Source organism: Aeromonas dhakensis (assembly GCF_000820305.1).
GTDB lineage: Bacteria > Pseudomonadota > Gammaproteobacteria > Enterobacterales > Aeromonadaceae > Aeromonas > Aeromonas dhakensis.
The window spans coordinates 66520-89573 of sequence record NZ_CDBH01000046.1; the positions used below are offsets into that span (position 1 = coordinate 66520).

At 64.0% G+C, this 23054-nt stretch carries 26 protein-coding genes and 1 pseudogene; 20 read left to right on the top strand and 7 right to left on the bottom strand.

All coding sequences use genetic code 11. From position 1 onward, the window contains the following. Positions 1-440 precede the first annotated feature (440 nt). The 6 genes and pseudogenes from gpt to BN1143_RS13915 all read left to right on the top strand — a co-directional run bounded on the left by gpt (position 441) and on the right by BN1143_RS13915 (position 6152). Complete coding sequence (gene gpt / locus BN1143_RS13890; protein WP_005297888.1) at positions 441-908, top strand: xanthine phosphoribosyltransferase; 468 nt, start codon at positions 441-443, stop codon at positions 906-908. A 120-nt stretch (positions 909-1028) separates the two neighbouring features. After that, entirely contained in the window at positions 1029-2297 is a 1269-nt protein-coding gene (gene frsA / locus BN1143_RS13895) for an esterase FrsA (RefSeq protein ID WP_005297890.1), read from the top strand. A gap of 61 nt (positions 2298-2358) precedes the next feature. Then, the gene (gene crl / locus BN1143_RS13900) at positions 2359-2751 is read left to right on the top strand and encodes a sigma factor-binding protein Crl (RefSeq protein WP_042051034.1); all 393 of its coding nucleotides are present in this window, start codon (positions 2359-2361) and stop codon (positions 2749-2751) included. 161 nt (positions 2752-2912) lie between these two features. Beyond that, entirely contained in the window at positions 2913-4016 is a 1104-nt protein-coding gene (proB, locus tag BN1143_RS13905) for a glutamate 5-kinase (protein ID WP_005297894.1), read from the top strand. Positions 4017-4096: 80 nt separating this feature from the next. After that, a pseudogene (locus BN1143_RS13910) lies at positions 4097-5362 on the top strand (glutamate-5-semialdehyde dehydrogenase); the annotation flags it as partial. Between the two features lie 154 nt (positions 5363-5516). After that, positions 5517-6152 (top strand): murein L,D-transpeptidase catalytic domain family protein, encoded by a 636-nt coding sequence (locus BN1143_RS13915; RefSeq protein ID WP_005297899.1) that lies wholly within the window; start codon positions 5517-5519, stop codon positions 6150-6152. Positions 6153-6215: 63 nt separating this feature from the next. On the opposite strand, the gene BN1143_RS13920 is transcribed toward BN1143_RS13915, so the two are convergent. Beyond that, a complete protein-coding gene (locus BN1143_RS13920) occupies positions 6216-6647 on the bottom strand; it encodes a universal stress protein (RefSeq protein ID WP_005297901.1) in 432 nt (143 codons plus the stop codon). 210 nt (positions 6648-6857) lie between these two features. Between BN1143_RS13920 and BN1143_RS13925 the strand changes: the two genes are divergently transcribed. Further along, positions 6858-7601, top strand: coding sequence for a type 2 periplasmic-binding domain-containing protein (locus tag BN1143_RS13925; protein ID WP_029306202.1), 744 nt, complete (start codon positions 6858-6860; stop codon positions 7599-7601). 48 nt (positions 7602-7649) lie between these two features. On the opposite strand, the gene BN1143_RS13930 is transcribed toward BN1143_RS13925, so the two are convergent. Together BN1143_RS13930 and BN1143_RS13935 are read right to left on the bottom strand one after the other, a co-directional pair. Continuing rightward, on the bottom strand, positions 7650-7757 hold the full coding sequence (locus tag BN1143_RS13930; RefSeq protein ID WP_042051036.1) for an RNA methyltransferase: 108 nt from the start codon (positions 7755-7757) through the stop codon (positions 7650-7652). Positions 7758-7764: 7 nt separating this feature from the next. Further along, positions 7765-8271: an RNA methyltransferase gene (locus BN1143_RS13935; RefSeq protein WP_042051037.1), complete on the bottom strand. Its 507-nt coding sequence runs from the start codon at positions 8269-8271 to the stop codon at positions 7765-7767. Between the two features lie 197 nt (positions 8272-8468). On the opposite strand from BN1143_RS13935, the gene BN1143_RS13940 reads away from it, so the two are divergent. Together BN1143_RS13940 and BN1143_RS13945 are read left to right on the top strand one after the other, a co-directional pair. Further along, positions 8469-9560, top strand: coding sequence for a PfkB family carbohydrate kinase (locus BN1143_RS13940; RefSeq protein ID WP_042051038.1), 1092 nt, complete (start codon positions 8469-8471; stop codon positions 9558-9560). Beyond that, positions 9554-10462 carry a pseudouridine-5'-phosphate glycosidase gene (locus BN1143_RS13945; RefSeq protein WP_042051040.1) on the top strand — a complete coding sequence of 303 codons (909 nt, stop codon included), beginning with the start codon at positions 9554-9556 and terminating at the stop codon, positions 10460-10462. The genes BN1143_RS13940 and BN1143_RS13945 overlap by 7 nt, the downstream gene beginning before the upstream one ends. Before the next feature lie 73 nt (positions 10463-10535). Here the strand turns inward: BN1143_RS13945 and BN1143_RS13950 are convergent, their stop codons facing one another. Further along, on the bottom strand, positions 10536-11261 hold the full coding sequence (locus BN1143_RS13950) for a carbonic anhydrase (RefSeq protein ID WP_042051042.1): 726 nt from the start codon (positions 11259-11261) through the stop codon (positions 10536-10538). Positions 11262-11711: 450 nt separating this feature from the next. Here BN1143_RS13950 and BN1143_RS13955 point away from each other — a divergent pair, with 450 nt between their 5' ends. Beyond that, on the top strand, positions 11712-12689 hold the full coding sequence (locus BN1143_RS13955; protein ID WP_017781048.1) for a cytochrome-c peroxidase: 978 nt from the start codon (positions 11712-11714) through the stop codon (positions 12687-12689). A 242-nt stretch (positions 12690-12931) separates the two neighbouring features. Beyond that, entirely contained in the window at positions 12932-13687 is a 756-nt protein-coding gene (locus BN1143_RS13960; protein WP_017781471.1) for a DNA/RNA non-specific endonuclease, read from the top strand. 47 nt (positions 13688-13734) lie between these two features. Here the strand turns inward: BN1143_RS13960 and BN1143_RS13965 are convergent, their stop codons facing one another. From BN1143_RS13965 to BN1143_RS13975, 3 genes are read right to left on the bottom strand one after another with little or no spacing between them, the layout of a single operon-like run. Beyond that, complete coding sequence (locus tag BN1143_RS13965) at positions 13735-13950, bottom strand: hypothetical protein (protein WP_005297921.1); 216 nt, start codon at positions 13948-13950, stop codon at positions 13735-13737. A gap of 44 nt (positions 13951-13994) precedes the next feature. Then, positions 13995-15071, bottom strand: coding sequence for a methyltransferase (locus BN1143_RS13970; protein WP_042051043.1), 1077 nt, complete (start codon positions 15069-15071; stop codon positions 13995-13997). Positions 15072-15088: 17 nt separating this feature from the next. Beyond that, complete coding sequence (locus BN1143_RS13975; RefSeq protein WP_005297924.1) at positions 15089-15481, bottom strand: hypothetical protein; 393 nt, start codon at positions 15479-15481, stop codon at positions 15089-15091. 247 nt (positions 15482-15728) lie between these two features. On the opposite strand from BN1143_RS13975, the gene BN1143_RS13980 reads away from it, so the two are divergent. From BN1143_RS13980 to BN1143_RS14020, 9 genes are all read left to right on the top strand, one after another. Next, positions 15729-16439 (top strand): beta-ketoacyl synthase chain length factor, encoded by a 711-nt coding sequence (locus tag BN1143_RS13980; protein WP_042051044.1) that lies wholly within the window; start codon positions 15729-15731, stop codon positions 16437-16439. Next, positions 16424-17182, top strand: a complete 759-nt coding sequence (locus BN1143_RS13985; protein ID WP_042051046.1) for a lysophospholipid acyltransferase family protein — start codon at positions 16424-16426, stop codon at positions 17180-17182. The genes BN1143_RS13980 and BN1143_RS13985 overlap by 16 nt, the downstream gene beginning before the upstream one ends. 17 nt (positions 17183-17199) lie before the next feature. After that, complete coding sequence (locus BN1143_RS13990; protein ID WP_005297932.1) at positions 17200-17466, top strand: phosphopantetheine-binding protein; 267 nt, start codon at positions 17200-17202, stop codon at positions 17464-17466. Positions 17467-17469: 3 nt separating this feature from the next. Beyond that, positions 17470-17718, top strand: coding sequence for an acyl carrier protein (locus BN1143_RS13995; RefSeq protein ID WP_005297934.1), 249 nt, complete (start codon positions 17470-17472; stop codon positions 17716-17718). 19 nt (positions 17719-17737) lie between these two features. Then, positions 17738-18325 (top strand): COG4648 family protein, encoded by a 588-nt coding sequence (locus BN1143_RS14000; RefSeq protein ID WP_197069871.1) that lies wholly within the window; start codon positions 17738-17740, stop codon positions 18323-18325. Beyond that, a complete protein-coding gene (locus tag BN1143_RS14005) occupies positions 18322-19692 on the top strand; it encodes an AMP-binding protein (protein WP_042051049.1) in 1371 nt (456 codons plus the stop codon). The genes BN1143_RS14000 and BN1143_RS14005 overlap by 4 nt, the downstream gene beginning before the upstream one ends. Next, the gene (locus tag BN1143_RS14010) at positions 19676-20032 is read left to right on the top strand and encodes an ApeI family dehydratase (protein WP_042051050.1); all 357 of its coding nucleotides are present in this window, start codon (positions 19676-19678) and stop codon (positions 20030-20032) included. Before BN1143_RS14005 ends, BN1143_RS14010 begins: the two co-directional genes overlap by 17 nt. Beyond that, a complete protein-coding gene (locus BN1143_RS14015) occupies positions 20029-21732 on the top strand; it encodes a glycosyltransferase family 2 protein (protein ID WP_042051051.1) in 1704 nt (567 codons plus the stop codon). Before BN1143_RS14010 ends, BN1143_RS14015 begins: the two co-directional genes overlap by 4 nt. After that, on the top strand, positions 21719-23054 hold a 1336-nt coding region (locus BN1143_RS14020; protein ID WP_042051052.1), incomplete at its 3' end, for an HAL/PAL/TAL family ammonia-lyase. The genes BN1143_RS14015 and BN1143_RS14020, both read left to right, overlap by 14 nt.

A 23054-nucleotide genomic window follows, 5' to 3' on the forward strand; every position in this document is an offset into this window, starting at 1 on the left:
GATGCGGGCCGTCAGCCAGGCTGACGACAGGCGTATCGAAAAAAGCAGGTGAGTGAGGAATCCATCCTCCCCCTGCTATTTTTTTATCTGCCGAGCGGCAAACCCCGTCGGGGAGAGGAAAAAGAGGGAGTCAGCCGGACTTGCTTCGATTTTTTTCCTGCATTTCGCATACGTTTGCCAGTCAATTTATCCGCAAACGATGGTATCATGCCCGCCCAACAGCCTGTCTGCGGTCCTGCCCCCTCTGTGACATGACCGCCAGCTCTGCCCATCCTGCTTCCATTGCATCTGTTTTCGCTGCCGAGGGTCTTCTCCCGAGGCGGCCGCGGTGCAAGCTGAATTTGGTAGACAGGCGGCCGACATTATCTGCTGCCGATTCACTACGGAGTCGGCATGTGAATTTAAGTAATTGTTTTGTATAACCATTTGAGAACGATAGCATGCCAAAAAAATTCTACGTGTCGTGGGACAACCTGCAACGTGAAGCGCGCCGTCTGGCCCGTCGTCAACTGCCTGTCAGCCAGTGGAAAGGGATCATCGCGGTCAGCCGTGGTGGCCTGGTTCCGGCGGCGCTGATGGCCCGCGAGCTTGGCATCCGCAACGTCGAAACCCTCTGCATCTCCAGCTACGACCACAACAACCAGCGCGACCTGGTGGTGGTGAAGGCCGCCAGCACCGCGGGTGACGGCGAAGGCTGGCTGGTGGTGGAAGATCTGGTGGACACGGGCACCACTGCCAAGGTGATCCGCGAGCTCTACCCCAAGGCCAAATTCATCGCCATCTTCGCCAAGCCCATGGGCGAGCCGCTGCTGGATGATTTCGAAGTGGCCATCCCGCAGGACACCTGGATCGAACAGCCGTGGGACATGGCGCTGGAGTTCGCCACCCCCATCTGCGACGAAGAGTAAGCCGCAAAGCTGCTGCAAAGGGCCCCTGTATGGGGCCCTGTTTTTTTGTGGTGCAACTGGCTGCCCGGCGGCAAAAGTGGTTAAGATGGAGCCATTGCATGACAGAAATGAGTAACAGCTTTGGACTTGAACGACGACCTCAACCTGACCGAGCAGCTCTTTACCCGGGTCAAGAAGGTGCTGGAGACCTCCGAAGTCTCCAACTCCAGCCCGGTGGAGGAGCAGGATCACAATGTGGACGAGAGCTTCATCGACGGTTCCATGTCAACGCGCTGGTATCGTCTGCTGCGCCGGCCGACCTGGGCCTGGCAGGGGGCGGATCCGGTCGAGGTGGAGCAGACTCTGGCCCGCATCGCCATGGGCGAGGGCGAGCGTACCCACGAGCGTTTCCTCGACACCATCAAGGGCTATGTGCCCGGCAACTGGGTCTATGAGTGGAGCCAGCTGGCCGGCCGCTACTTCAACCGGGGTCGCGAGCTGGTGGCGCAGGGCGAGCGGGGCGCAGCCCTGAAAAGTCTGCTCAAGGCGGTACGTTACTACTCCATTGCCAGTTATCCCCATCTGAAGAATGACGAGCTGGCGGATCAGGCCCAGTTGCTCGGCAACATGGCCTACCGCGAGGCGGGCCGTCTGTTCAAGGTGCCGCTCAAGGAGCTCCAGGTGCCGTTTCGCGGCAAGCACATTCAGGGCTACCTGCACCTGCCGACCACCGACAAGCCGGTACCCCTGGTCATCGTCAGCGGCGGCATCGACTCGCTGCAGGTCGACTTCCTCAATCTCTATCTCAAGTGCCTGGAGCCCAACGGCATCGGCATGCTGTCGCTGGACATGCCGGGCATCGGTTATGCCGAGCACTGGCCGCTGGTGCAGGACACCAGCCGGCTCCACCAGGCGGTCTTGAACCATCTCTCCGAGGTGGCCTGGGTCGATCACCAGCGCATCGCCATGGTGGGATTCCGTCTGGCGGGCAATGTGGCGGCGCGGCTCGCCTTCATCGAACCGTTCAAGCTGCGGACCGTGGTCTGCATCGGCGCCGGCGTCAACCAGGTGTTTACCAATCATGAGATGTTCGCCCGCTGCCCCCGCATGATGCGGGACGGGCTGGCCAACCGCCTCGGCGCCGATGCGGCCGAGTGGGAGTCGCTGCGCACCAAGTGCCAGGTATTTTCACTCAAGACGCAAGGATTGCTGGGGACTCGCACATCTGTGCCGATATTGAGTATTGGACACAAGCGAGATTTCATTTGTCCCGAGCAGGATGTACGGGCATTGGCCTCCGCCAGCCGCAACGGCAAGGCGGTGGTGTTCGACAAACAACCCTTGCTGGAGGTGTACGACGAGGCGTTGAAAGAGATGGTCGACTGGCTCAAGAAGCACTTATGTACATGATATAGCGCTAAAATTTATCGTCATCCCAGGGTGACGTGGCTTGTTCAACAGGGAGGTTAACATGTCAGAAAGAGTGACCTACAAGCGACTGCTGAGGCAGTTTGCCGCGATTGGCCCCTATTTACGTGAGGACCTGTGTGAAGAGGGGCGTTACCGTTTCGACTGCCTTTCCGTCTGTGTCAGTGCCAAGCCGGCACCGGACAAACGGGAGTTCTGGGGCTGGTGGCTGGTGCTGGAGCAAGACGATCACAGCTTCAGCTACCACTATCAGGTCGGCTTCTACAATGCGGACGGGGAGTGGCTCGACAAGCCGTTGCCCAAGAAGCATCAGGTGGAAGTCGAACGCACCCTCAACCACTTCTACAAGCTCATCAGCGACAAGCTGCACCAGCTTGGTTGCCGGCTCGCTCCCGCCGAGCAGGTCACCAACGAGCTGACCGTCACCGCCGCCTGATGACCCGCCGCCCCGCCAGCCACCCATCGGCTGGCGGGGCATTTCTTTGCCGCGCTGCCGGCCATCCCGATTTCCCGCCTGCCGCGTGGCGTTAATTGCCTTGCAGGGCAACAGGGCCGTGGGTATAAAGGGATTCCTTACATTTTAGCCTTTTTGCTCCCATGGAAAACAGAACCATAGTCGTCAAACTGGGCACCAGCGTGCTCACCGGGGGATCTTCCCAGCTCAATCGTGCCCACATGGTCGAGCTGGTCAGACAGTGTGCAGCCTTGCACCGTCACGGCCACAGGGTCGTGATGGTCACCTCGGGGGCCATCGCCGCCGGCCGTGAGCATCTGGGCCACCCTCCGTTGGCGCCAACCCTGCCCAACAAACAGATGCTGGCGGCGGTGGGCCAGACCCAGCTGATCCGGGTCTGGCAGGATCTGTTCAACCTCTATGGGCTGCACATCGGCCAGATGCTGCTGACCCGTGCCGACCTGGAGGACAGGGAGCGCTACCTCAATGCCCGCGACACCCTGCGCACCCTGCTCGATCACCGCATCATCCCGGTCATCAATGAAAACGACGCCGTGGCCACCGCCGAGATCAAGGTGGGTGACAACGACAACCTCTCCGCTCGCGCCGCCATCCTGGCCGATGCGGATCTGCTGATCCTGCTTACCGACCAGAAGGGGCTCTTCACCGCCGATCCGCGCACCAATCCGGATGCCCAGCTCATCGAAGAGGTACAGACCATAGACGACACCCTGCGCAAGCTGGCGGGTGACAGCGTCAGCGGGCTCGGCACCGGTGGCATGGCCACCAAGCTGCAGGCGGCCGACGTGGCGCGCCGCGCCGGGGTCAACGTGGTGATCGCTACCGGCCAGATGCCGGAGGTGGTGGGGCGTCTCGCCAGGGGCGAGCGCATCGGCACCCTGTTCCCGGCGCTGGCTTCTCCGCTGGAAGGGCGCAAGAGCTGGATCCTGGCAGGGCCACCCCCTCATGGCGAAGTGCAGGTGGATCAGGGGGCTGTCGCCGCCATGCAGGAGAAGGGCTCCAGCCTGCTGCCCAAGGGCATAGTGGCGGTGAAGGGGGATTTCGTGCGCGGCGACGTGGTACGTATTCTCGATCCCAAGGGGGCCGAGCTGGCGCGCGGCATCTGCCGTTACAATCATCTGGAGCTGGATAAACTGCGCGGCGTCCATTCGGACAACATCGAACAGGTGCTGGGCTACGGCTACGGCGCCGTTGCGATCCACCGCGACGACATGGTGCTGCTGTGAGGCGTCAGCCGCTGCAGAGCATGGGCAGCGGCACACCAGGATAAGAGAGGCGCCGCCATCAGGCGGCCCCGCAAGAACCAAAGGGAAGAGAGATGAGTCTGGAGAAAATGGGGCAGGCAGCCCGCGAAGCCGCCTATCAGCTGGCCACCGTCAGCACGGCGCAGAAGAACCGGGCGCTGGCCGCCATCGCCGACGAGCTGGAGGCACGCAGCCACCAGATCCTGGCCGCCAACGAGAAAGACATCGCCGCCGGGCGCGAGGCGGGCCTCTCCGAGGCCATGCTGGATCGGCTGCTGCTCAACCCGGCCCGACTGGCCGGTATCGTGGCGGACGTGCGCAAGGTGATCTCCCTGGATGATCCGGTCGGCAGCGAGATCGACAGCCGGGTGCTGGAGAACGGCCTGCGTCTCTCCCGTCGCCGGGTGCCCATCGGGGTCATCGGCGTCATCTACGAGGCGCGCCCCAACGTTACCATCGACATCGCCAGCCTCTGCCTCAAGACCGGCAACGCCAGCATACTGCGCGGCGGCCGCGAGACCTTCCACTCCAACCTGGAGCTGGTGCGGGTGATCCAGCGCGCGCTGGCGGCCTCCGGTCTGCCCGAGGCGGCGGTGCAATATATCGACAACCCGGACCGGGCCCTGGTGGGTGAGCTGCTGCGCCTCGACCGCTACGTGGACATGATTATCCCCCGCGGCGGCGCGGGTCTTCACAAGATGTGCAAGGAGAACAGCTCCATTCCGGTGATCATCGGCGGATTTGGGATCAGCCACATCTTCGTGGATAAGAGCGCCGATCTGGCCCGTGCCTTGCCCCTCATCGACAATGCCAAGGTGCAGCGCCCCTCCGCCTGCAACGCCCTCGACACCCTGCTGGTGCACGAGAAGGTGGCGCCTGCCCTGTTGCCGCAGCTGGTGACTCTGATGAACGAGCGCAAGGTGGCCCTGGTGGCCACGCCGGAGGCCATGCCCCTGCTGGCCGGTGCCGAGCAACTGCGCGAGGCGGGTGCCGAGGATTTTGATACCGAGTGGCTGTCGCTGACCCTGGGGATCAAACTGGTGGCGGATGTGAACGAGGCGCTGGCCCATATGCGCGAGCACAATGCCGGTCACTCCGATGCCATCCTCACCAACGATCTGGCCAATGCCGAGCGTTTCGTCAACGGCGCCGGTTCGGCGGCGGTCTACGTCAACGCCTCCACCCGTTTCACCGATGGCGGCCAGTTTGGTCTCGGCGCCGAGGTGGCGGTATCGACCCAGATGCTACACGCTCGTGGCCCCATGGGGCTGACCGAGCTCACCAGCTACAAATGGGTGGGATTGGCGGATTATCTGAGCCGCGCCTGAGCCCCCGTTTTGCCCTGTGTGAAGATGCCGACCCTGGTCGGCATTTTTTTGCTTTTTTCTTGCGGGCTATCAGGGGCTTGCATATAACTATCCAGCAGGGTGTGGCGATATTTTGCACACTTTGCTAGCAACAAAAACGGGAGCAGATTCAAGGATGAAGCAGACAGATTGGATAAAGCGCTGGGGAGCGCTGTGGCTGAGCGTACCACTGTTGCTGGGGGCGCTCTGTTTCAGCAGCAGCAGCCACGCCAGCTGGGATCAGGATCTATATCGCCAGTTGGGGCTGGCCGGCAAGCTCGACAAACAGGTGTTTCGCAAGGCTCTCAACAGTTACCAGAGCGTGCGCCACAAGCGCAAACCCATTCTCACCATCATCGACTACAGCAAACCCTCAACCCAGCGCCGTCTGTTCGTCATCGACGTGAAACGCCACAAGCTGCTCTATCACACCTGGGTCAGCCATGGCCGCAATTCGGGTGAGCGGGACGCTCGCCAGTTTTCCAACCAGTTCAACTCCATGAAGAGTTCGCTCGGGGTCTATCGCACCGCCGAAACCTATCAGGGCAAGCACGGCTATTCGCTGCGCCTCGACGGCCTGAGCCCGGGCCAGAACAGCAATGCCCGCAAGCGGGCCATCGTCGTGCACGGCGCCGACTATGCGAGCCCCCGTCATCTGCTCAAATATGACAAGCTGGGGCGTAGCTGGGGTTGCCCGGCGCTGCCCAAGGAGCAATCCAGGGCCATCATCGACATCATCAAGGGGGGCAGCGTCATCTACGCCCATGGCTGAGGCCTGCCTTAAAGCCAAAAAAGAAGGCCAGCATATGCTGGCCTTTTTGTTTCGGGTGATGGATTACTTGCGTACCACCAGCACGGGGCAGGGGGCGTGACGGACCACGGATTCGGCGACGCTGCCCACCAGCAGGTGGCTGATGCCGGAGCGGCCGTGGCTGCCCATCACCACCAGATCGGCCTTCTCTTCTTTGGCCTGCACGACGATCTCGTCGGCGGCGCGGCCGAAGCGTACCTCGAAGGTGGCCGGAATGGGCAGGCTGGCGATCAGCTCCTTCATCTGGCTCTTGGCCTGACGCTCCATCTCGTGGGTGATCTCGATGGCGGTCATGTGCAGGATCTTGTAACTGTCGAAGCCGTGCAGCTGGTCCACCACGTGAACCAGTTTGAGTTCGGCTTGATGGCTCTGGGCCATGAATACGGCATAGTCGAGCACGGCTTGCGACATCTGGGAAAAATCGACCGGGCAGAGCAGGGTTTTGATGGATGGCATATGAAGGCTCCCCTATGGTTGGGTTACTAATGAATCTCATTGTCAATAATACCCATTCGGTCGGCAATAACCCTCGACTCGCTCGCAAAACCGGTAAAAAGTGGTGCTTTGCCGACGGATCTTCATATCATGGGATATGGCCTGTGCACCCTTGCCAGATAGGCCGGCTCGATGGGTGACAGCGTTCGCCTCCGGAGAAATAGTCAAGACATGGTTCGTTTGCTGCTTTCATGGGTATTGCTGCTGCTCTGCTGGCCCGGTCGGGCCGATCCCCTCAATGTCTATTGCGATGACTGGCCGGGTTTTTGCCAGCGGGATGGGCGTGGCATCTATCTGGACATAGTGCGCGCCATCTACCAGCCCAATGGCTACGAGGTCATCCCCCGCATCGTGCCCTACAAGCGGGCGCTGGCGGTGATCGCCCAGCAGGGGGGCGACATGGCGATGGGAGTCTACCGGGATGAGGTGAGTGGCGTGCTGCAGCCCCGTTATCCCGCCTCGGCCGATGACCTGACGGTGCTGATGCTCAAGAAGTGGCAGCCCCAGTGGCTGGGCGAGTCGAGCCTCAAGGGGCAGGGGGTGGTGTGGCTGCGGGGCTGGGCCTTTGACAAGTACATCCCGGTCTCCATGCGCTGGCACGAGATAGACAGCCACGACATGGCGCTGCAACTGCTGGCCAAGGAGCGCTACCGTTACTATCTGACTGCCGGGGTGCTCTACTCGGAGGACTCCATTCCTGCCAACATGCATCGTACCTTCCTGCGCTGGATCCCGACCTACCCCATCTTTGCCGACACCGAGAAGGGGCACACCCTGCAGCAGCTCTGGGATCAGGGCATGGTCAACCTGGTGCGGCACGGCACCCTGGCCGAAATCTACCGACGCTATCGGTTGCACGACTACTACCGTGGTTTTATCGAAGAGCAGGAGCAGCGGCTAAAGCCTGGCAACTAAAACGCCCTGCGTCGGGGAGGGCTGGTTACCTGTTCAGGAACTTTTCTGTCAGCTTGCCGAGTTGCCGCGCAGCTGCTTGGCTAGTCGATCGTAGAGGACCACATTGACCGAGGCGGCTAGATTGATGCAGCCCTTGGGTATGGCCACGTAGATCACCTCTTGCTTACTTGGCACGCAGCTGCTTGGCCAGTCGGTCATAGAGAATTACGTTGACCGAGGCCGCCAGATTCATGCATCCCCGGGTCGGTACGTAGATCACCTCTTTCACCGCCTTGAAGCGGGCCGGCTCCAGGGTGCCGTCTTCGGGGCCGAAGATGTAGAAGGCGCGCGCCGGGTGTACATAGTCCGGCAGCGAAGTGGCTCCCTCGATCAGATCCACCAGCACCGGGGTGCAGCCGTCCGGCACCATGGCCATCAGATCGTCGACACCGAGCAGGGGGATCTGCTCCACCATCTGCTTGGTGTCGGTGACGAAACGGCGCGCCAGCTCGAAGCGGGTCCCCGTGTAGTAGACCTCATCCGCCCCATAGCAGCCGGCGGCCCGCATCACGGCCCCCACGTTCTCCGGTGACTTGGGGTTGACCAGCCCGATGCAGCAATAACCTGCATCGCCGTGCTGCGCTGACTCATCCCCCTGTGGTGGCAGGCATTCGTGATCTGACTCTCTCATCTCGCTCTCCTCTGTGGCGGCCGCATTATAAGCCGCACTCGCCGTCAGGCGCAGGAAAAGTGACGCTCGATGGCCGAGTGTCGCTTGCTGCCATCCGCCGAATTTTTGTGCGCAAGCCGACAATTTTTGCACGAGGCGATGGCGGGTAAACGTTTTTCGGAAATAATGGACAAACGTTTGTAACTGGATGTTTGTCTATGACGGAACGTGAGCAAGAGATCCTCGCCCTGCTGCGCCAGGATCCCATGATTGCCCAGCAGGAGCTGGCGGACAGGCTCGGCATCAGCCGTTCGGCGCTGGCGAGTCACATCTCCAGCCTGATGCGCCAGGGCTATGTGCAGGGGCGCGGCTACGTGCTGCGGGAGGGCCCCTACGCCGTGGTGATCGGCGGTGCCAACATGGATATCTGCGGCTGCAGCCACGACAATCTGCGCATCGGGGATTCCAACCCGGGCCGGGTGCGTACCTCCGCCGGCGGGGTGGGGCGCAACATCGCCGAGAACCTGGCGCGGCTCGGCACCGACACCCGGCTGCTGACCGCGGTGGGCAACGATCAGTACGGCCATCACCTGCTGGAGGTGAGCCAGCGCGCCGGCGTCGACGTGCGCCAGGTGCTGGTGCTGGACGGCCAGGCCACCTCCTGTTACCTCAGCCTGCACGATGGCAGCGGCGAGATGAGCTGCGCCGTCAACGACATGGGGATCATCGACCAGCTCACCCCGGCCCGGCTCGCCCCCTTGAGCGGTTTTCTCGGGGCGGCGCGGCTCTGGCTGCTCGACACCAACCTCGCCACCCACACCCTCGACTGGCTGTTCGAGCGCCAGGGGGAGCACATCATCTTCGTGGACACCGTGTCGGTCGCCAAGGTGGAGAAGATCCGCCCCTGGCTGCACCGCATCCACACCCTCAAACCGAACCGCAGCGAGGCGGAGCAGCTGTGCGGCTTGCGCATCGCCGGGCCGGACACCTGGCCCATGGCGGCGGCCTGGTTCCACCGCGCCGGGGTGCAGCGGCTGTTCCTGAGCCTCGGGGATCAGGGGATCTTCTATAGCGACGGGGAGTGCCAGGGCCATCTGCCCGTGCTCGGCAGCCCGGTCGTCAACGTGACCGGCGGCGGCGATGCCTTCATGGCAGGGCTGGCCCACGCCTGGTTGCAGGAGCAAGGCATCGTCGAGACCGCCCGTTTCGCCCTCGGCTGCGCCGCGCTCACCGTCAATTGTTCCGATACCGTCTTTTCCGGCCTCTCCAAGGCCGCCGTTGAACGCATGCTGGAGGAGTACCCATGTTGAACGCTTACCTCGATATCCAACCTGAAGTTGCCGCCGCCCTGGCCGCCGGCAAGCCTGTGGTGGCCCTGGAGTCCACCATCATCTCCCACGGCATGCCCTATCCGCAGAACGTGGAGACGGCGCGCCAGGTGGAGCAGGTGGTGCGGGACAACGGCGCCGTGCCGGCCACCATCGCCATCATCGATGGCCGCCTCAAGGTGGGTCTGGATGCGGGGGCGCTGGAGGCGCTGGGCCGGGCCGGCCACGCCGCCACCAAGTGCAGCCGCCGCGACATCCCCTTCGTGCTGGCCAACAAGGGGCTGGGAGCCACCACGGTTGCCTCCACCATGATCATTGCCGCCATGGCCGGGATCCGGGTGTTTGCCACCGGCGGTATCGGCGGCGTGCATCGCGGCGCCCAGGAGACCTTCGACATCTCCGCCGACCTGCAGGAGTTTGCCCAGACCCCGGTAGCCGTGGTCTGCGCCGGTGCCAAGTCGATCCTCGACATCGGTCTGACCCTGGAGTACCTGGAGACCCAGGGCGTGCCGGTGATCGGCTACCAGACCGAGGAGCTGCCCGCCTTCTACACCCGCGAGAGCGGCTTCAAGGTGGATTACCGCCTCGAGAGCCCGACGGCGATCGCGCAGGCGCTGCGCCTCAAGTGGGAGCTGGGGCTGGCGGGCGGCGCCGTGGTGGCGAACCCCATCCCGGCCCAGTTTGCCATGCCCAAGGCCGACATCGATGCCGCCATTGCCCAGGCACTGCGAGAGGCGGACGAGCAGGGGGTGAAGGGCAAGGAGTCCACCCCCTTCCTGCTGGCCCGGGTGTGCGAACTGACCGGCGGCAACTCGCTGGCAGCCAACATTCAGCTGGTACTGAACAACGCCGCGCTGGGGGCGCGCATCGCCGCCAGCCTCTGATCCGCTGTCGCAACAAAAAAGAGGGCCCGCGGGCCCTCTTTTTTTATGTTGGCTCTGTGAGTTGCCGGGGGCGTTATTGCAGTACCAGCCGACCGTGCAGCGGCTGCACGGGTCTGTTGTTGGGGTGGTGCATCACCGCCTTGAAGGCGTCGATCTGGCCCTGACTCACCTGCACCGGCTGCTTCATCACCAGCCAGCGCACCCCTTCCGAGCAGGGTGGGGTGGTCAGCGAGCCGCTGAAGCGGTAGTAGTCGCGTTTAGCGGGCAGCAGTTGTTCGGCCGAGATCGGTTCCTTGAAGGCGTGACTCTCTCCCGCCTTGGCTGGCAGCAGCTGCCAGGCCTGGCTCAGGGCAGCATTGGCCTGGCCCGGCTCGAACATCACCGCGACCACCGCGAGCTCCCCCTGATCATTGACGTGCACCAGGTGCCCCTCCAGGGGGTAGGACTTGCCCTCGATGAGGTTTTCGCTGGGGGCGTGGAAGTGGAACTGCTTGAGCTCGAAGTGCATGCCGTCGAGTTCAAGGCTGCTGCCCGGGGCATAGTCGACCTGCACCGTGTGGCCGTTGTTGGTGACACTGCGGCCCCCCGCCAGGTAGTGAAACTGCAGCGGGGCCAGCTCGGCCTCGACCAGACCGTCGAGGTTGACCGGCGACTGGTTGCTGCCCGCGCACTGGCCAAATTCCGGGGTCAGTCTGGCCCATTTTGCCGGGCCGGCCTCGCCGCTGTATTCCCAGTGCACTGTAGCGGCAAAGGCGGCGGGGCAGAGCAACAGGGCGGCGGCCAACAGGGACTCTTTCATCATGCATCCTTATCTTGATTGAAAAGCACGGCGATCCGTTTCCTGCATTGACGAGGAAATAACGGAAGGCATCATCTGAATTGCGGGATACAGAAGGTCAGACGCTATTTTTATTATTGGCTGGGTGAACGCCGGCGATATTTATGATGCATTCAAGATGAATCTAAATAACGGGGCGGTCACGCCTGCATATTGAATAATCGCTTTATTCAATGACAGCAATCTAATTAATTGGCTGTCATTGTGGATGAATTTGCTCATAATTTATTCATCAGAATTCAGCTCTTTTTTGCCGCGCAAGTCCCCGCCATCAGTCCGTCCGCAATATATTAATTCATTGTTTTTAATGTGGTTTTTGTTGGTCTCATTTGATCTTGAGCAAATTATGCACAGGCTTTCCCGGGCAGGCTGAGGCTGCTGTTATGCACAGCCACAAGGGAGAGATAAAAAATGAATAAATATTATCTGTTGCTGGCGCTGGGCCTGCCAGGGATGGGGTGGGCGAACGAGCCGATCCAGGCAGTGGAAGCAGCCAAGGTGAGCGCACCGGAAAAAGTCGAGCTGGGCAAGATGCTGTTTTTCGAGCCGCGGCTCTCGAAATCCAACGCCATCTCCTGCAACTCCTGCCACAACCTGGCGACCGGCGGAGTGGACAACCAGGTCAGTTCCCTCGGCCACAAGTGGAAGGAGGGGCCGATCAATTCGCCCACCGTGCTCAACTCCAGCCTCAACTTCGTGCAGTTCTGGGATGGGCGCGCCAAGGATCTGCAGGCGCAGGCTGCGGGCCCCATCGAGAACCCGCTGGAGATGGCCTTCAGCCACAAGCTGGCGGTGGAAACCCTGCACACCCTGCCCGAGTACCGGGCCCGCTTCAGCGCCGTGTACGGCAAGGCGGACTTCGGCATCGACGAGGTGACCGATGCCATCGCCGCCTTCGAGGAGACCCTGGTCACCCCCGATGCGCCGTTCGATCGCTGGCTGAAGGGGGATGCCAAGGCGCTGACTGCGCAGCAGCTGAAGGGCTATCAGCTGTTCAAGGAGAAGGGCTGCACCGCCTGCCACAACGGGGTGGCCATCGGCGGCAACTCCTACCAGAAGATGGGGCTGGTCAAGCCGTTCAAGACCGACAACCCGGCCCAGGGACGCGGTGGGGTGACCGGCGAGAAGCAGTTCATCGGCTGGTTCAAGGTGCCGACCCTGCGCAACATCGAGCTGACCTACCCCTACTTCCACGACGGCTCAGTGTGGGATCTGAAGGAGGCGGTGCAGATCATGGCGGACATCCAGCTCGGCCAGACCCTGAGCGAGCAGGAGGCGGACGACATGACCGCCTACCTCAAGAGCCTGACCGGCGAGCAGCCGCAGATCGTGTTGCCGATCCTGCCGCCCTCCCAGCCCGATACCCCCAGGCCTCAGGTCAAGAGCTGAGCGGGCGTGATGATTGCAGCGGAGCCGCCGGCTCCGCTTTTTTGTTCCTATCTATCTGATAAGCCTCTCGAAGTTACTGCACTACACAATGACAAAGGGATGACAATCCCCCAGCTGGCGACGGCGATTTTACCGATTTGCAGCCCTCTTCACATTTCCGACACGCTCACAATTCGTTCGATTGCCTTACTCATCCGACCTGGTGTCAAATCACTCCGCCTAACACAAGGAGTGGCATAATAATGAATAATATCAATAAATTAGTTCTGGCTATCGGATTCACTCTCACCACCTTCCCGAGCCTGGCGGCGGGCTTCCAATGCAAGGATCACGTCAAGCTCGGGGTACCCAGCCAATCCAGTCAACTGCTGTGCCGGGACGGCTATGCCGCCGGTTACAACTACGACACCAAGGTCTCTGACTGGGTCTCTTATCGGATGACGGCCGCCAGCGCCCAGGGTCAGGTGCCGCGCAAGGATGCCTTTGCCGAGGACAAGGAGGTGCCGGTGCAGTTCCGCGCCACCCTGGCCGACTACAAGGGCTCCGGTTATGACCGTGGCCACCAGGCGCCCGCGGCGGACATGCGTTCCACCGCCACCACCATGAAGCAGAGCTTCCTGCTGACCAACATGACCCCGCAGCTGCCGGCGCTCAACCAGGGGGCCTGGCGCATCCTGGAGGAGAAGACCCGGCAGTGGGCCATCGCCTATCAGGATGTCTATGTGATCACCGGCCCCATCTTCACCAACTCCGATGCTTCCATCGGCAACGGTGTGACCGTGCCCCACGCCTACTACCGGGTGGTGATGGATGTGGCCAACAAGGAGGCGATCGCCTTCATCCTGCCGCAGGAGAATGTGTCGGCCAGCCGGCTGGCGGATTACATAGTGACGGTGGATGAGGTGGAGCAGCAGACCGGGCTCGATTTCTTCGCCGAGCTGCCGGATGAACAGGAAGAGGCCATGGAGTCCCAGCTGATGGCCATGTGGAGCAACTGAGTTCACCCATGACGCTGATGAAAACAGGGGCCTGTCGGCCCCTGTTTCTATTTGCTCAGCTCATCACCGACCTTCTTGACGGTGTCCCGGGTGCCGTGGCCTATCTCGCGGGTCACGTCCCGGGTGGTGTGGCCAATCTCGCGGGTCACATTGCGAGTGGTGTGCCCCACGGTTCTGCCCGCCTCCTTGATGTCGGCGCAGCCGCCGAGCAGGCTGCCCAGAACCAGGCCGAGGGCCATCAGGGCCATGCAGTCACGCCTCATGCCGTGCTCCTTCTCGTTTCATCATCGTTATGCCGATGGCGGCATTATGGCCTCGTGTGCAACGGGCGGGCAACCAGCAGGGTGTGGCCCGGGCCCGGGATCTCGTGCTCGGCTTCCACGTGGAAGTGGGCCTCGCGCAGGCACTGGTACAGCTCCTTGGAGTGGTAGAAGCGGCTGTTGCCGTTGGCCAGACAGGTGAAGTAGAGGGAGGTGGCGTTGAGACTGAAACTGGCGGCTTCGAAGGATTGGCGGTCCCAGAACAGCTCCAGGATGCAGACCCGGGCGTCCGGCTTCATGGCCAGCCGGATCCGGTTCAGGATGGCGACGATCTGCTCGTGACTGAAGCAGTCGAGGAACTGGCTCATCCACCAGATATCCGCCTCGCCGGGCAGGGTGCCCGCTTGCAGCAGATCCACCGGGTGACCCTGTACCCGCTCCGTCAGCCCCGCCTCCTCGATGTTGCGGCGAGCCAGTGCCAGCTGCTCGGGCAAGTCCAGGATGGTGACTCGCAGCGCCGGATCCCGCTTGGCGCAGGCGATGGCCCACTTGCCGGTGTTGCCACCCAGGTCGTAGAGGTGGCGCGGCTCGTAGCCGAACACCTTGTCCTGGGCCTGCTGGAAGGCCCAGTCGGAGTAGAAGTGATCGAACGCGAACCAGCTGCGGCGGGCAGGCTCGGGCAGCTCGCTCAGGTGCGGATAGAGGGTCTGCCAGGGGCCGAACTCCTGCAGGCCGGCCGGCGTGCCGTTGCGGATGGCGTCGAGCAGGTGGGCGAGGGGTTGGTAGCAGACGTGCTGGGTGAAGTCGAGATTGACCCGGCTCATGGTGTCGTTCAGCAGGTACTTGCCGACCCGCCCCAGCACATAGTGCTCCTCGGCCAGGTAGCAGAGCCCGCCGCCGAGCCCCATGTCCAGCAGCACGCCGGCGCCGTATTCACTCAGCTCGCATGCCTGGGCGATGTCGGCCAGTGGTGCCCCCCGCTGGCCACGGGTCTCGAGATAGGCCAGCACCCCGGTTTCGCGCAGGCACCAGCTGGCCTGAAACAGCATGGGCCCGAAGGCGATTTTCTGGGCCTCGCTGATGGCTTCCAGCGCGTTGTAGGGGTCTGTCTGATAGTGATTCACGGGGGGCTCCTGCCGGATCAGCGGCTCTGCGCGCGGGCGAGTTCCAGCTGAATGGCCTGGTTCAGACCCAGTACCCAGCGGTTATAACTGCGGTGGATGCTGCCCTTGCCCTTGTCGTCCAGATTGACGCTGCTCACATAATTGATGGAATAATCGCGAGCGCTGTAGGGAATATTGATCACCGCCTGATGCTGACGCACATTGACCTGGCCCCGAATTAGTCCCGGCTGCTCCTGGCGCATTACCCAGCTCTTGCTGATACCCGCCGTAATAATGGCGTTGGCGACCTGCTCCTCGGTGAGGTTGGATGGCACCGGATTGGCCGCCATATTGCGGATGGGCTGGCTGGTGGAGCAGGCGGCCAGCAGGGCACAGGCCAGCAGCAGGGATATTTTATTAATAATCTTCATAATATTTTCCTTGAGAAGGATATTCATCAATTGAGCGTGGCAATGAGACAACACAAATTGTTTATTTTCAATCACCAAGGCGGTGGATAATCCGGGCTGGCTATTATTTTTGATGAATAATGGTATTATCCGCCCGGTATTCACCTGATGACGTCATTCAATACCATGGCGCAGGCACTGCCCGTCGGGTGAGTGCCTTTTATGCTCTTCGCTCCCACCACGGTTTTAAGGACAGGTCGCCTGCAACATGCTCTCTTTCTCGCTGCTGGATAGTCAGGCGCTGTCACCCGGTCTGGCCGATGAGGCCGCCTGGCAGGCGTGGGCGCAGCAGGGGCGCTGGCCCGTCGACCCGCCGTTTCCCGCCACTCCCTTGCTGCCCATGATGATGGCGCGCCGCCTGAGCCAGGGCTCACGGTTGGCGGTGCAGGTGGGGTTGAGCCTGCTGGCCCGCCACCAGGTAGACAGTGCCATCTTCGTCAGCCGCCACGGCGAGCTGGCCCGCTCCATGACGCTGCTGCAGGCGCTGGCAGACGGGCAGGCGCTCTCCCCCACCGATTTTTCCATGTCGGTGCACAACACCGCCGCCGGGCTCTGCTCCATCCAGGGCAAGGCCGCCATCCCCATGAGCTCGCTGGCCGCGGGTGAGAACAGCTTGATGGCAGGCCTCATCGAAGCGGTCGGCGCCCTGCAGGCCGGCGCTCGCCGGGTGCTGCTGGTGGCCTTCGAGGGGCCTGTGCCCGAATTTCATCGCCCCTGGCTGGCGGAGGAGGCGCCGCCCCACGCGCTGGGACTGGTGCTGGAGGCAGGTGAGCAGTGGCGCTGCGAGGGAGTTAGCCCCGCAGTTGACGCTGCCCGCCCGCGGTCCCAGAGCCTCGCCTTGTGGCGCGCCCTGCTGCTAGGCGAGCCGACCCTGATCCTCGGCGATGACCGTCAGGAGTGGACATGGCAAGCTTGCTGAACCGGGCCTGGCGGTTGATCGGCACGGCGCTTGGCTTCACCCTGTTCGGGGTGGGCGGCCTGCTGCTTTCCCTCTTCTGGTTCCCCTTGCTGGCGCTCTGTCTGCGCGGGGAGCGGCGGCGCACCCTGGCCCAGCTCACCATCCGCCACAGTTTCCGGCTGTTTCTCGCCATGCTGCGCGGCTGGGGGGTGCTCGACTATCGCGTCAGCGGCATGCCCGCCGATTTGCGTGGCGCCCTGGTGGTGGCCAATCACCCCAGCCTGCTCGACTACGTCATGCTGGCGGCCGAGATGCCGGTGTGCGACTGCATCGTCAAGCAGTCACTCTGGCGCAACCCCTTCATCGGCGGCGTGGTGCGGGCGGCCGACTACCTGCCCAACGTGGCGGGGGAGGATCTGCTGGCCCTGTGCATGGCGCGGATCCGGGCCGGCGGCCTGCTGCTGATCTTCCCGGAAGGGACCCGCACTACCCCGGGCGAACCCATCAAGCTGCAGCGCGGCGCGGCCCAGTTGGCGGTGCGCAGCCAGGTGCCGCTGCAACTGGTGCGGATCCACTGCAGCACCCGATTTCTCACCAAGCAGGACAAATGGTTCAAGATCCCGGAAAATAAGCCGACTTTCACCATAGAATTCCTGCAGCAAGTGGCGGCGGACGAGGTGGTCGCCGCTGGCCAGAGCAGTGCGCTGGCCGCTCGCCAGTTGACCCGGTTTCTCACCCGGGCCCTGCAACCCGGGCCCCAATGACAGCATATGGAACAGTTATGCAAGACCTGCATCTAGAGATAAAACAACTCATCATCGACAGCCTCAACCTCGAGGGGCTCACCCCTGACGACATCGACAGCCAGGCCCCGCTGTTTGGGGACGGCCTGGGGCTGGACTCCATCGATGCGCTGGAGCTGGGCCTTGCCATCAAGGGCCGCTACGGCATCGTCCTCTCCGCCGAGGATGAGAACACCCGTCGCCACTTTGCCTCCGTTGCGGCCCTGGTGGCCCTGGTGCAGGCCCAGTCGAAAGGGGAGGCCTGAGCCATGACCCGCGACGATATCTTTGCCCAGATCAAGGCCGCCCTCGTCGAGTTGTTCGAAGTCGACGAAGAGGCCGTCACTCCCGAGGCCCGCCTCTATCAGGATCTCGAGCTCGACAGCATAGATGCCATCGATCTGGTGGTGCATCTGCAGAAGCTGACCGGCAAGAAGATCAAGCCGGAAGAGTTCAAGTCGGTGCGCAGCGTCAACGACGTGGTGGATGCGGTCGAGCGTCTGCTGGCCGACGCCTGATGCCGGTGTCAGCCCTGCCATGATGCGCTGGCTCTCCTGGCTGGCCGGTGGTGCCCTGCTGCTCTACCCGCTGGCGGTCTACTGGGGGCTGACCCACGCCGGTCAAACCCCGCTGCTGCTCGGTCTGCTGCTCATCTTCTCGCTGCGACTCTTGCCCGGCCTGCTCAAGGGGCGGGTCCGGTTCGGCCCGCTGCCGGAGTGGCTCTGGCTGGGGCGCCTGCTGGCCTGCATCGGGCTGGGGCTGACCCTGCTCTGCGCTCTGTTCAGCGCCCGGCACTGGCTGCTTTACTACCCGCTGGCGGTGAGCCTGGCGCTGCTCTGCCTGTTTGGCTGGAGCCTGACCCGCCCCATGAGCCTGGTGGAGCGGCTGGCCCGCTTGCAGGATCCCGCTTTGCCGGCCGCGGCCATCGGCTACACCCGGCGGGTGACCCAGGTCTGGTGCGGCTTCTTCGTCATCAACGGCGCCCTGGCGGCCTTCACCATCTGGCACGGGGATCTGGCGCTCTGGAGCCTCTACAACGGCTTCATCAGCTACGCCCTGATGGGCGGCCTGATGGGGGCTGAGTATCTGGTGCGTCGCCGCCTGCTCAAGAGGCTGACCCCATGAGCCTGCTGCAAACCCTCTGGCTGCGCGATGGTGCCCGGCCGGTGGCCTTCGGCTCGCAGGGGGAGGTGACCCTGGCCGAGCTGCGCCGCGCCAGCCTGCAACTGGCCAGTGCCATGGCCCGTCATGACGGCGCCGGCCAGCCAGGCGCGCGCTGGGCCCTCTGTTTCGACGACAGCCTGCTGTTCACGCAAGCGTTGCTCGCCTGCGCCCTCGGCGGCTATCAGGCGATCTTGCCGGGTCATCAGCGGCTGGCCGGCCTGCAGGAACTGCAGGCGCAGTTTGACGGCCTGCTCACCGACGCCGAGCTGCCTGGCGCAGCACTTGTCGTGCCTCAGCTCAGGCTGCCGCTGGCCGATGCCCACGAGGGGCTGGATATCGCACACGGTGATCTTGCGCCTGTGCGCCTGGATATCACCCTGTTCAGCTCAGGCTCCACCGGCGAGCCCAAGGCGATCCCCAAGGCCTGGCCCCAGCTGGAGGCCGAGCTGCGGGTACAGATGGCGCTGTGGGGCGAGCGGCTGGCCGATGCCCGGGTGCTGGCCAGCGTCAGCCACCAGCACATCTACGGCCTGCTGTTTCGCACCCTGTTGCCGCTGGCCCTCGGCCGCCCGTTCGATCGCCGCCCCATCGACTACCCGGAGCAGCTGGCGGCGCAAGGCGCCCCCTGGTGCCTGATCGCCTCCCCTGCGTTTCTGAGTCGGCTCGATCCTGCCATGCCCGCCACCGGCTGCCGGTTGATCGTCTCCTCCGGCGGTCCTTTGCAGCTGGAGGATGCCCGGCAAGCCCGGGCGCTGTTCGGTCAGCTGCCGGTGGAGATCTTCGGCAGCAGCGAGACCGGCGGCATTGGCTGGCGCCAGCGCCACCAGGAGCAGACCCCCTGGATGGCGTTGCCCGGGGTCGAGGTGCGGGTCGGCCCGGAGCAGGGGCTGCTGCTGCGCTCTCCCTTCCTGGAAGCGGGTGACTGGCTGGCCTGCGCCGATCGCATCGCCCTGCGCGAGGAGGGTTTCGAACTGCTGGGACGCCAGGACAGGATCGTCAAGCTGGAGGAGAAGCGCATTTCACTCGACGAGGTGGAGGCGCGCCTGCAGGCCCTGGCGGAGGTGGAGTCAGCCGCCGTGCTGCCGCTGCAACAGGGTCAGCGCCAGATCCTCGGCGCCGTGCTGGTGCTAAGCGAATTGGGGGCCGCCCGCTGGGACGAGCTCGGTCAGGGGCGCTTCCTGCTGGCCCTGCGCCAGCAGCTGCGCCCCTGGCTCGAGCCGGTGGCCCTGCCGCGCAGCGTGCGCCGGGTCGTGCAGATGCCCGTCAACGCCCAGGGCAAGCGCCCCTGGCTACAACTCAAGGAGCTGTTCGATGAGCCTGTCCGCTGACACGCTGCCAACCGAGCTGGGTTGCGAGGTGCTGGCCGATGGCGTGCGCCTGTGGCTGCGACTCGATCCCGCACTGCCCTGGTTTGCAGGGCACTTTCCCGGTGCCCCCCTGCTACCCGGGGTGACCCAGATCCACTGGGTGATGCACTACGCCGCCAGCCGGCTCAAGCTGACACTGCCGTTTCACGGGGTGGATCAGCTCAAGTTCCAGCGCCCGCTGCGCCCCGGGGCCGAGTGCAGCCTGAGCTTGCAGTGGCAGGCGGACAAGGGCCAGCTTCTCTTCAGCTATCTGCTCGACGACGAGCCGGCGAGCAGCGGACGGGTGCGGCTGACCCCATGAACCCTTGCCTTCTTATTCCCTGTTACAACCACGCCGGACCGCTGGCCGCCGTGCTGGCGCGGCTGGCCGAATTCGAGCTGCCCTGCCTGCTGGTCGACGATGGCAGCGAGCCCGTCGCCGCCGCCGCGCTCGATGCGCTGGCCGCCCAGCACCCCTGGGTCAGCCTGCTGCGCCATCCCCACAACCAGGGCAAGGGGGGCGCCGTGATGACGGGGCTGCGCCGCGCCCATGAGCTGGGGTTCAGCCACGCCCTGCAGGTGGATGCCGACGGCCAGCATGATCTGACGGATCTGCCGGCCCTGCTGGCGGAGGCGCGCCAGCACCCGGCGGCGCTCGTCTCCGGCCGCCCGCTCTACGACGACTCCGTGCCCAAGGGGCGCCTCTACGGCCGCTATATCACCCATGTCTGGGTCTGGATCGAGACGCTGTCGTTCGCCATCAAGGACAGCATGTGCGGCTTTCGGGTCTATCCGCTGGCGTCCACCTGCGCCCTGCTGGAGCGGGTGGCCCTCGGCCGGCGGATGGATTTTGACACCGAGGTGATGGTGCGCCTGCATTGGGCCGGGGTGCCGATGCGCTTCGTGCCGACCCGGGTCATCTATCCCGTCGACGGCCGCTCCCACTTTCGGCTTTTTCGCGACAACCTCGACATCTCCTGGATGCACACCCGGCTGGTGTGCCGCCTGCTGTGGGATCTGCTGCTGCTCCTCTGCCGCTGGCCCGCCCGCTTGGGCGCCCAGCTGACCCGGCTGTGGCGCGAGCGGCGTACCCACTGGTCGCGCACCCCGGAGCGGGGTTCATTGCTCGGCATGCAGATCATGCTGGCCAGCTACCGCCTGCTGGGGCGGCGCGGCTTCTCCCTGCTGCTCTATCCGGTCATCGGCTACTTCTGGCTGACCGGCCGCGCCCAGCGGGAGGCATCCCGGGCCTATCTGGCCCGGCTCGAGACCTTCGCCAACGCACAAGGCGTTGCGCTGCCCGCCGAGCCGAGATCGAGCTTTCGCCACTTCCTGCGCTTTGGCGAGGCGGCGCTCGACAAGCTGGCGGGCTGGCGCGGCGATATCACCGAGCAGCAGGTGGAGCTGGTGGGGGCTGAGCACTACCAGGCCGCCATCGGCAGCGGCAAGGGAGTGTTGCTGCTGGGCTCCCACCTGGGCGATCTAGAGCTGTGCCGGGCCCTTGGCAGTCGCAAGCAGGGGCTGCGCATCAATGCGCTGGTGTTCACCCGCCATGCGGCCCGCTTCAACGCCCTGCTCAAGCAGATCAACCCGGATTCGCACCTCAACCTCATCCAGGTGCAGGAGCTGGGGGCCGATACCGCCATCCTGCTCAAGGAGAAGCTGGAACAGGGAGAGTGGGTGGTGATCGTCGGCGATCGCACCTCGGTGACCCGGGAGAAGCGGGTGATCTGGGCCGATTTCCTCGGCGCGCCGGCGCCGTTTCCCCTGGGCCCCTTCGTGCTCAGCAGCGTGCTGGGCTGCCCCGTCTACCTGATGTTCGGCCTCAAGGAGCAGGGGCGCTTTCGGGTGCATTTCGAGCCCTTTGCCGATGGCCAACCTCTGCCGCGGCAGGGGCGCCAACAGATTCTCGCGTCCCGGGTACAGGCCTATGCCGATCGCCTGCAGCACCACTGCCTGCGCGCCCCGCTGGACTGGTTCAACTTTTTTGATTTCTGGCAGCTGACCGATGAACAAGAGTGAGATGAGCAGGGTTGTCTTCGGCGCGAAGCCGCTGACCATCGAAGACGTGGTGGCCCTGGCCGAACGCCGTGCCACCCCCGCATTGAACCCGGATCCCGCCTTCATGGCCCGCATCCAGCGGGGTGCCGACTTCCTCGACCGGCTGCTGGCCGAAGAGGGGGTCATCTACGGGGTGACCACAGGCTACGGCGATTCGGTGACCCGGCCGGTGCCAACCGAGCTGGTGCCCGAGCTGCCGCTGCACCTGACCCGCTTTCACGGCTGCGGGCTGGGGGCGGATCTCGAGCTCGATGCCGCGCGCGCCGTGCTGGCCACCCGGCTCTGCTCCCTGACGCAGGGGGTCTCCGGGGTCAGCCCGGCTCTGCTCGAGCGGCTCTGCTGGCTGCTGGAGCAGGATCTGGTGCCGCGCATTCCCGAAGAGGGATCGGTGGGCGCCAGCGGCGATCTCACCCCGCTCTCCTACGTCGCCGCCGTGCTGGTGGGGGAGCGTGAGCTCCATCAGCAGGGTCGGCTGCGCCCCGCCGCCGAGGTCTATCGGGAGCTGGGGATCACTCCCCTGACCCTGCGCCCGAAAGAGGGGCTGGCGCTGATGAACGGCACCTCGGTGATGACGGCGCTGGCCTGCCTCGCCTACGCCCGCACCGACTACCTGATGCAACTGGCGACCCGGATCACCGCCCTGGTGAGCGTCGCCATGGGGGGCAACGCCTTCCACTTCGACGAGCGGCTGTTTGCCGCCAAGCCGCACCCCGGCATGCAGGGGGTCGCGGCCTGGCTGAGGGATGACCTGGTGGCCGGCGAGCTGCCGCGCCACAGCGATAGGCTGCAGGACAGATACTCGTTGCGCTGCGCCCCCCACGTCATCGGGGTGGTGGCCGACAGCCTGCCCTGGTGGCGCCAGCTCATCGAAAACGAGCTCAACAGCGCCAACGACAACCCGCTGATCGACGGCGAAGAGGAGCACGTGATGCACGGCGGCCACTTCTACGGCGGTCACATCGCCATGGCCATGGACAGCATGAAGGCGGCCGTCGCCAACCTGGCCGACCTGCTGGATCGCCAACTGGCCCAGCTGGTGGACAGCAAGTTCAACGGCGGCCTACCGAGCAACCTCTCCGGCGCGCCGCAGGGGCGGCAGATGATCAACCACGGCTTCAAGGCGGTGCAGATCGGCGTCTCGGCCTGGACCGCGGAGGCGCTCAAGCAGACCATGCCCGCCAGCGTCTTCTCCCGCTCCACCGAGTGCCACAATCAGGACAAGGTGAGCATGGGCACCATAGCGGCACGCGATGCGCTGCGGGTGCTGACCCTGACCGAGCAGG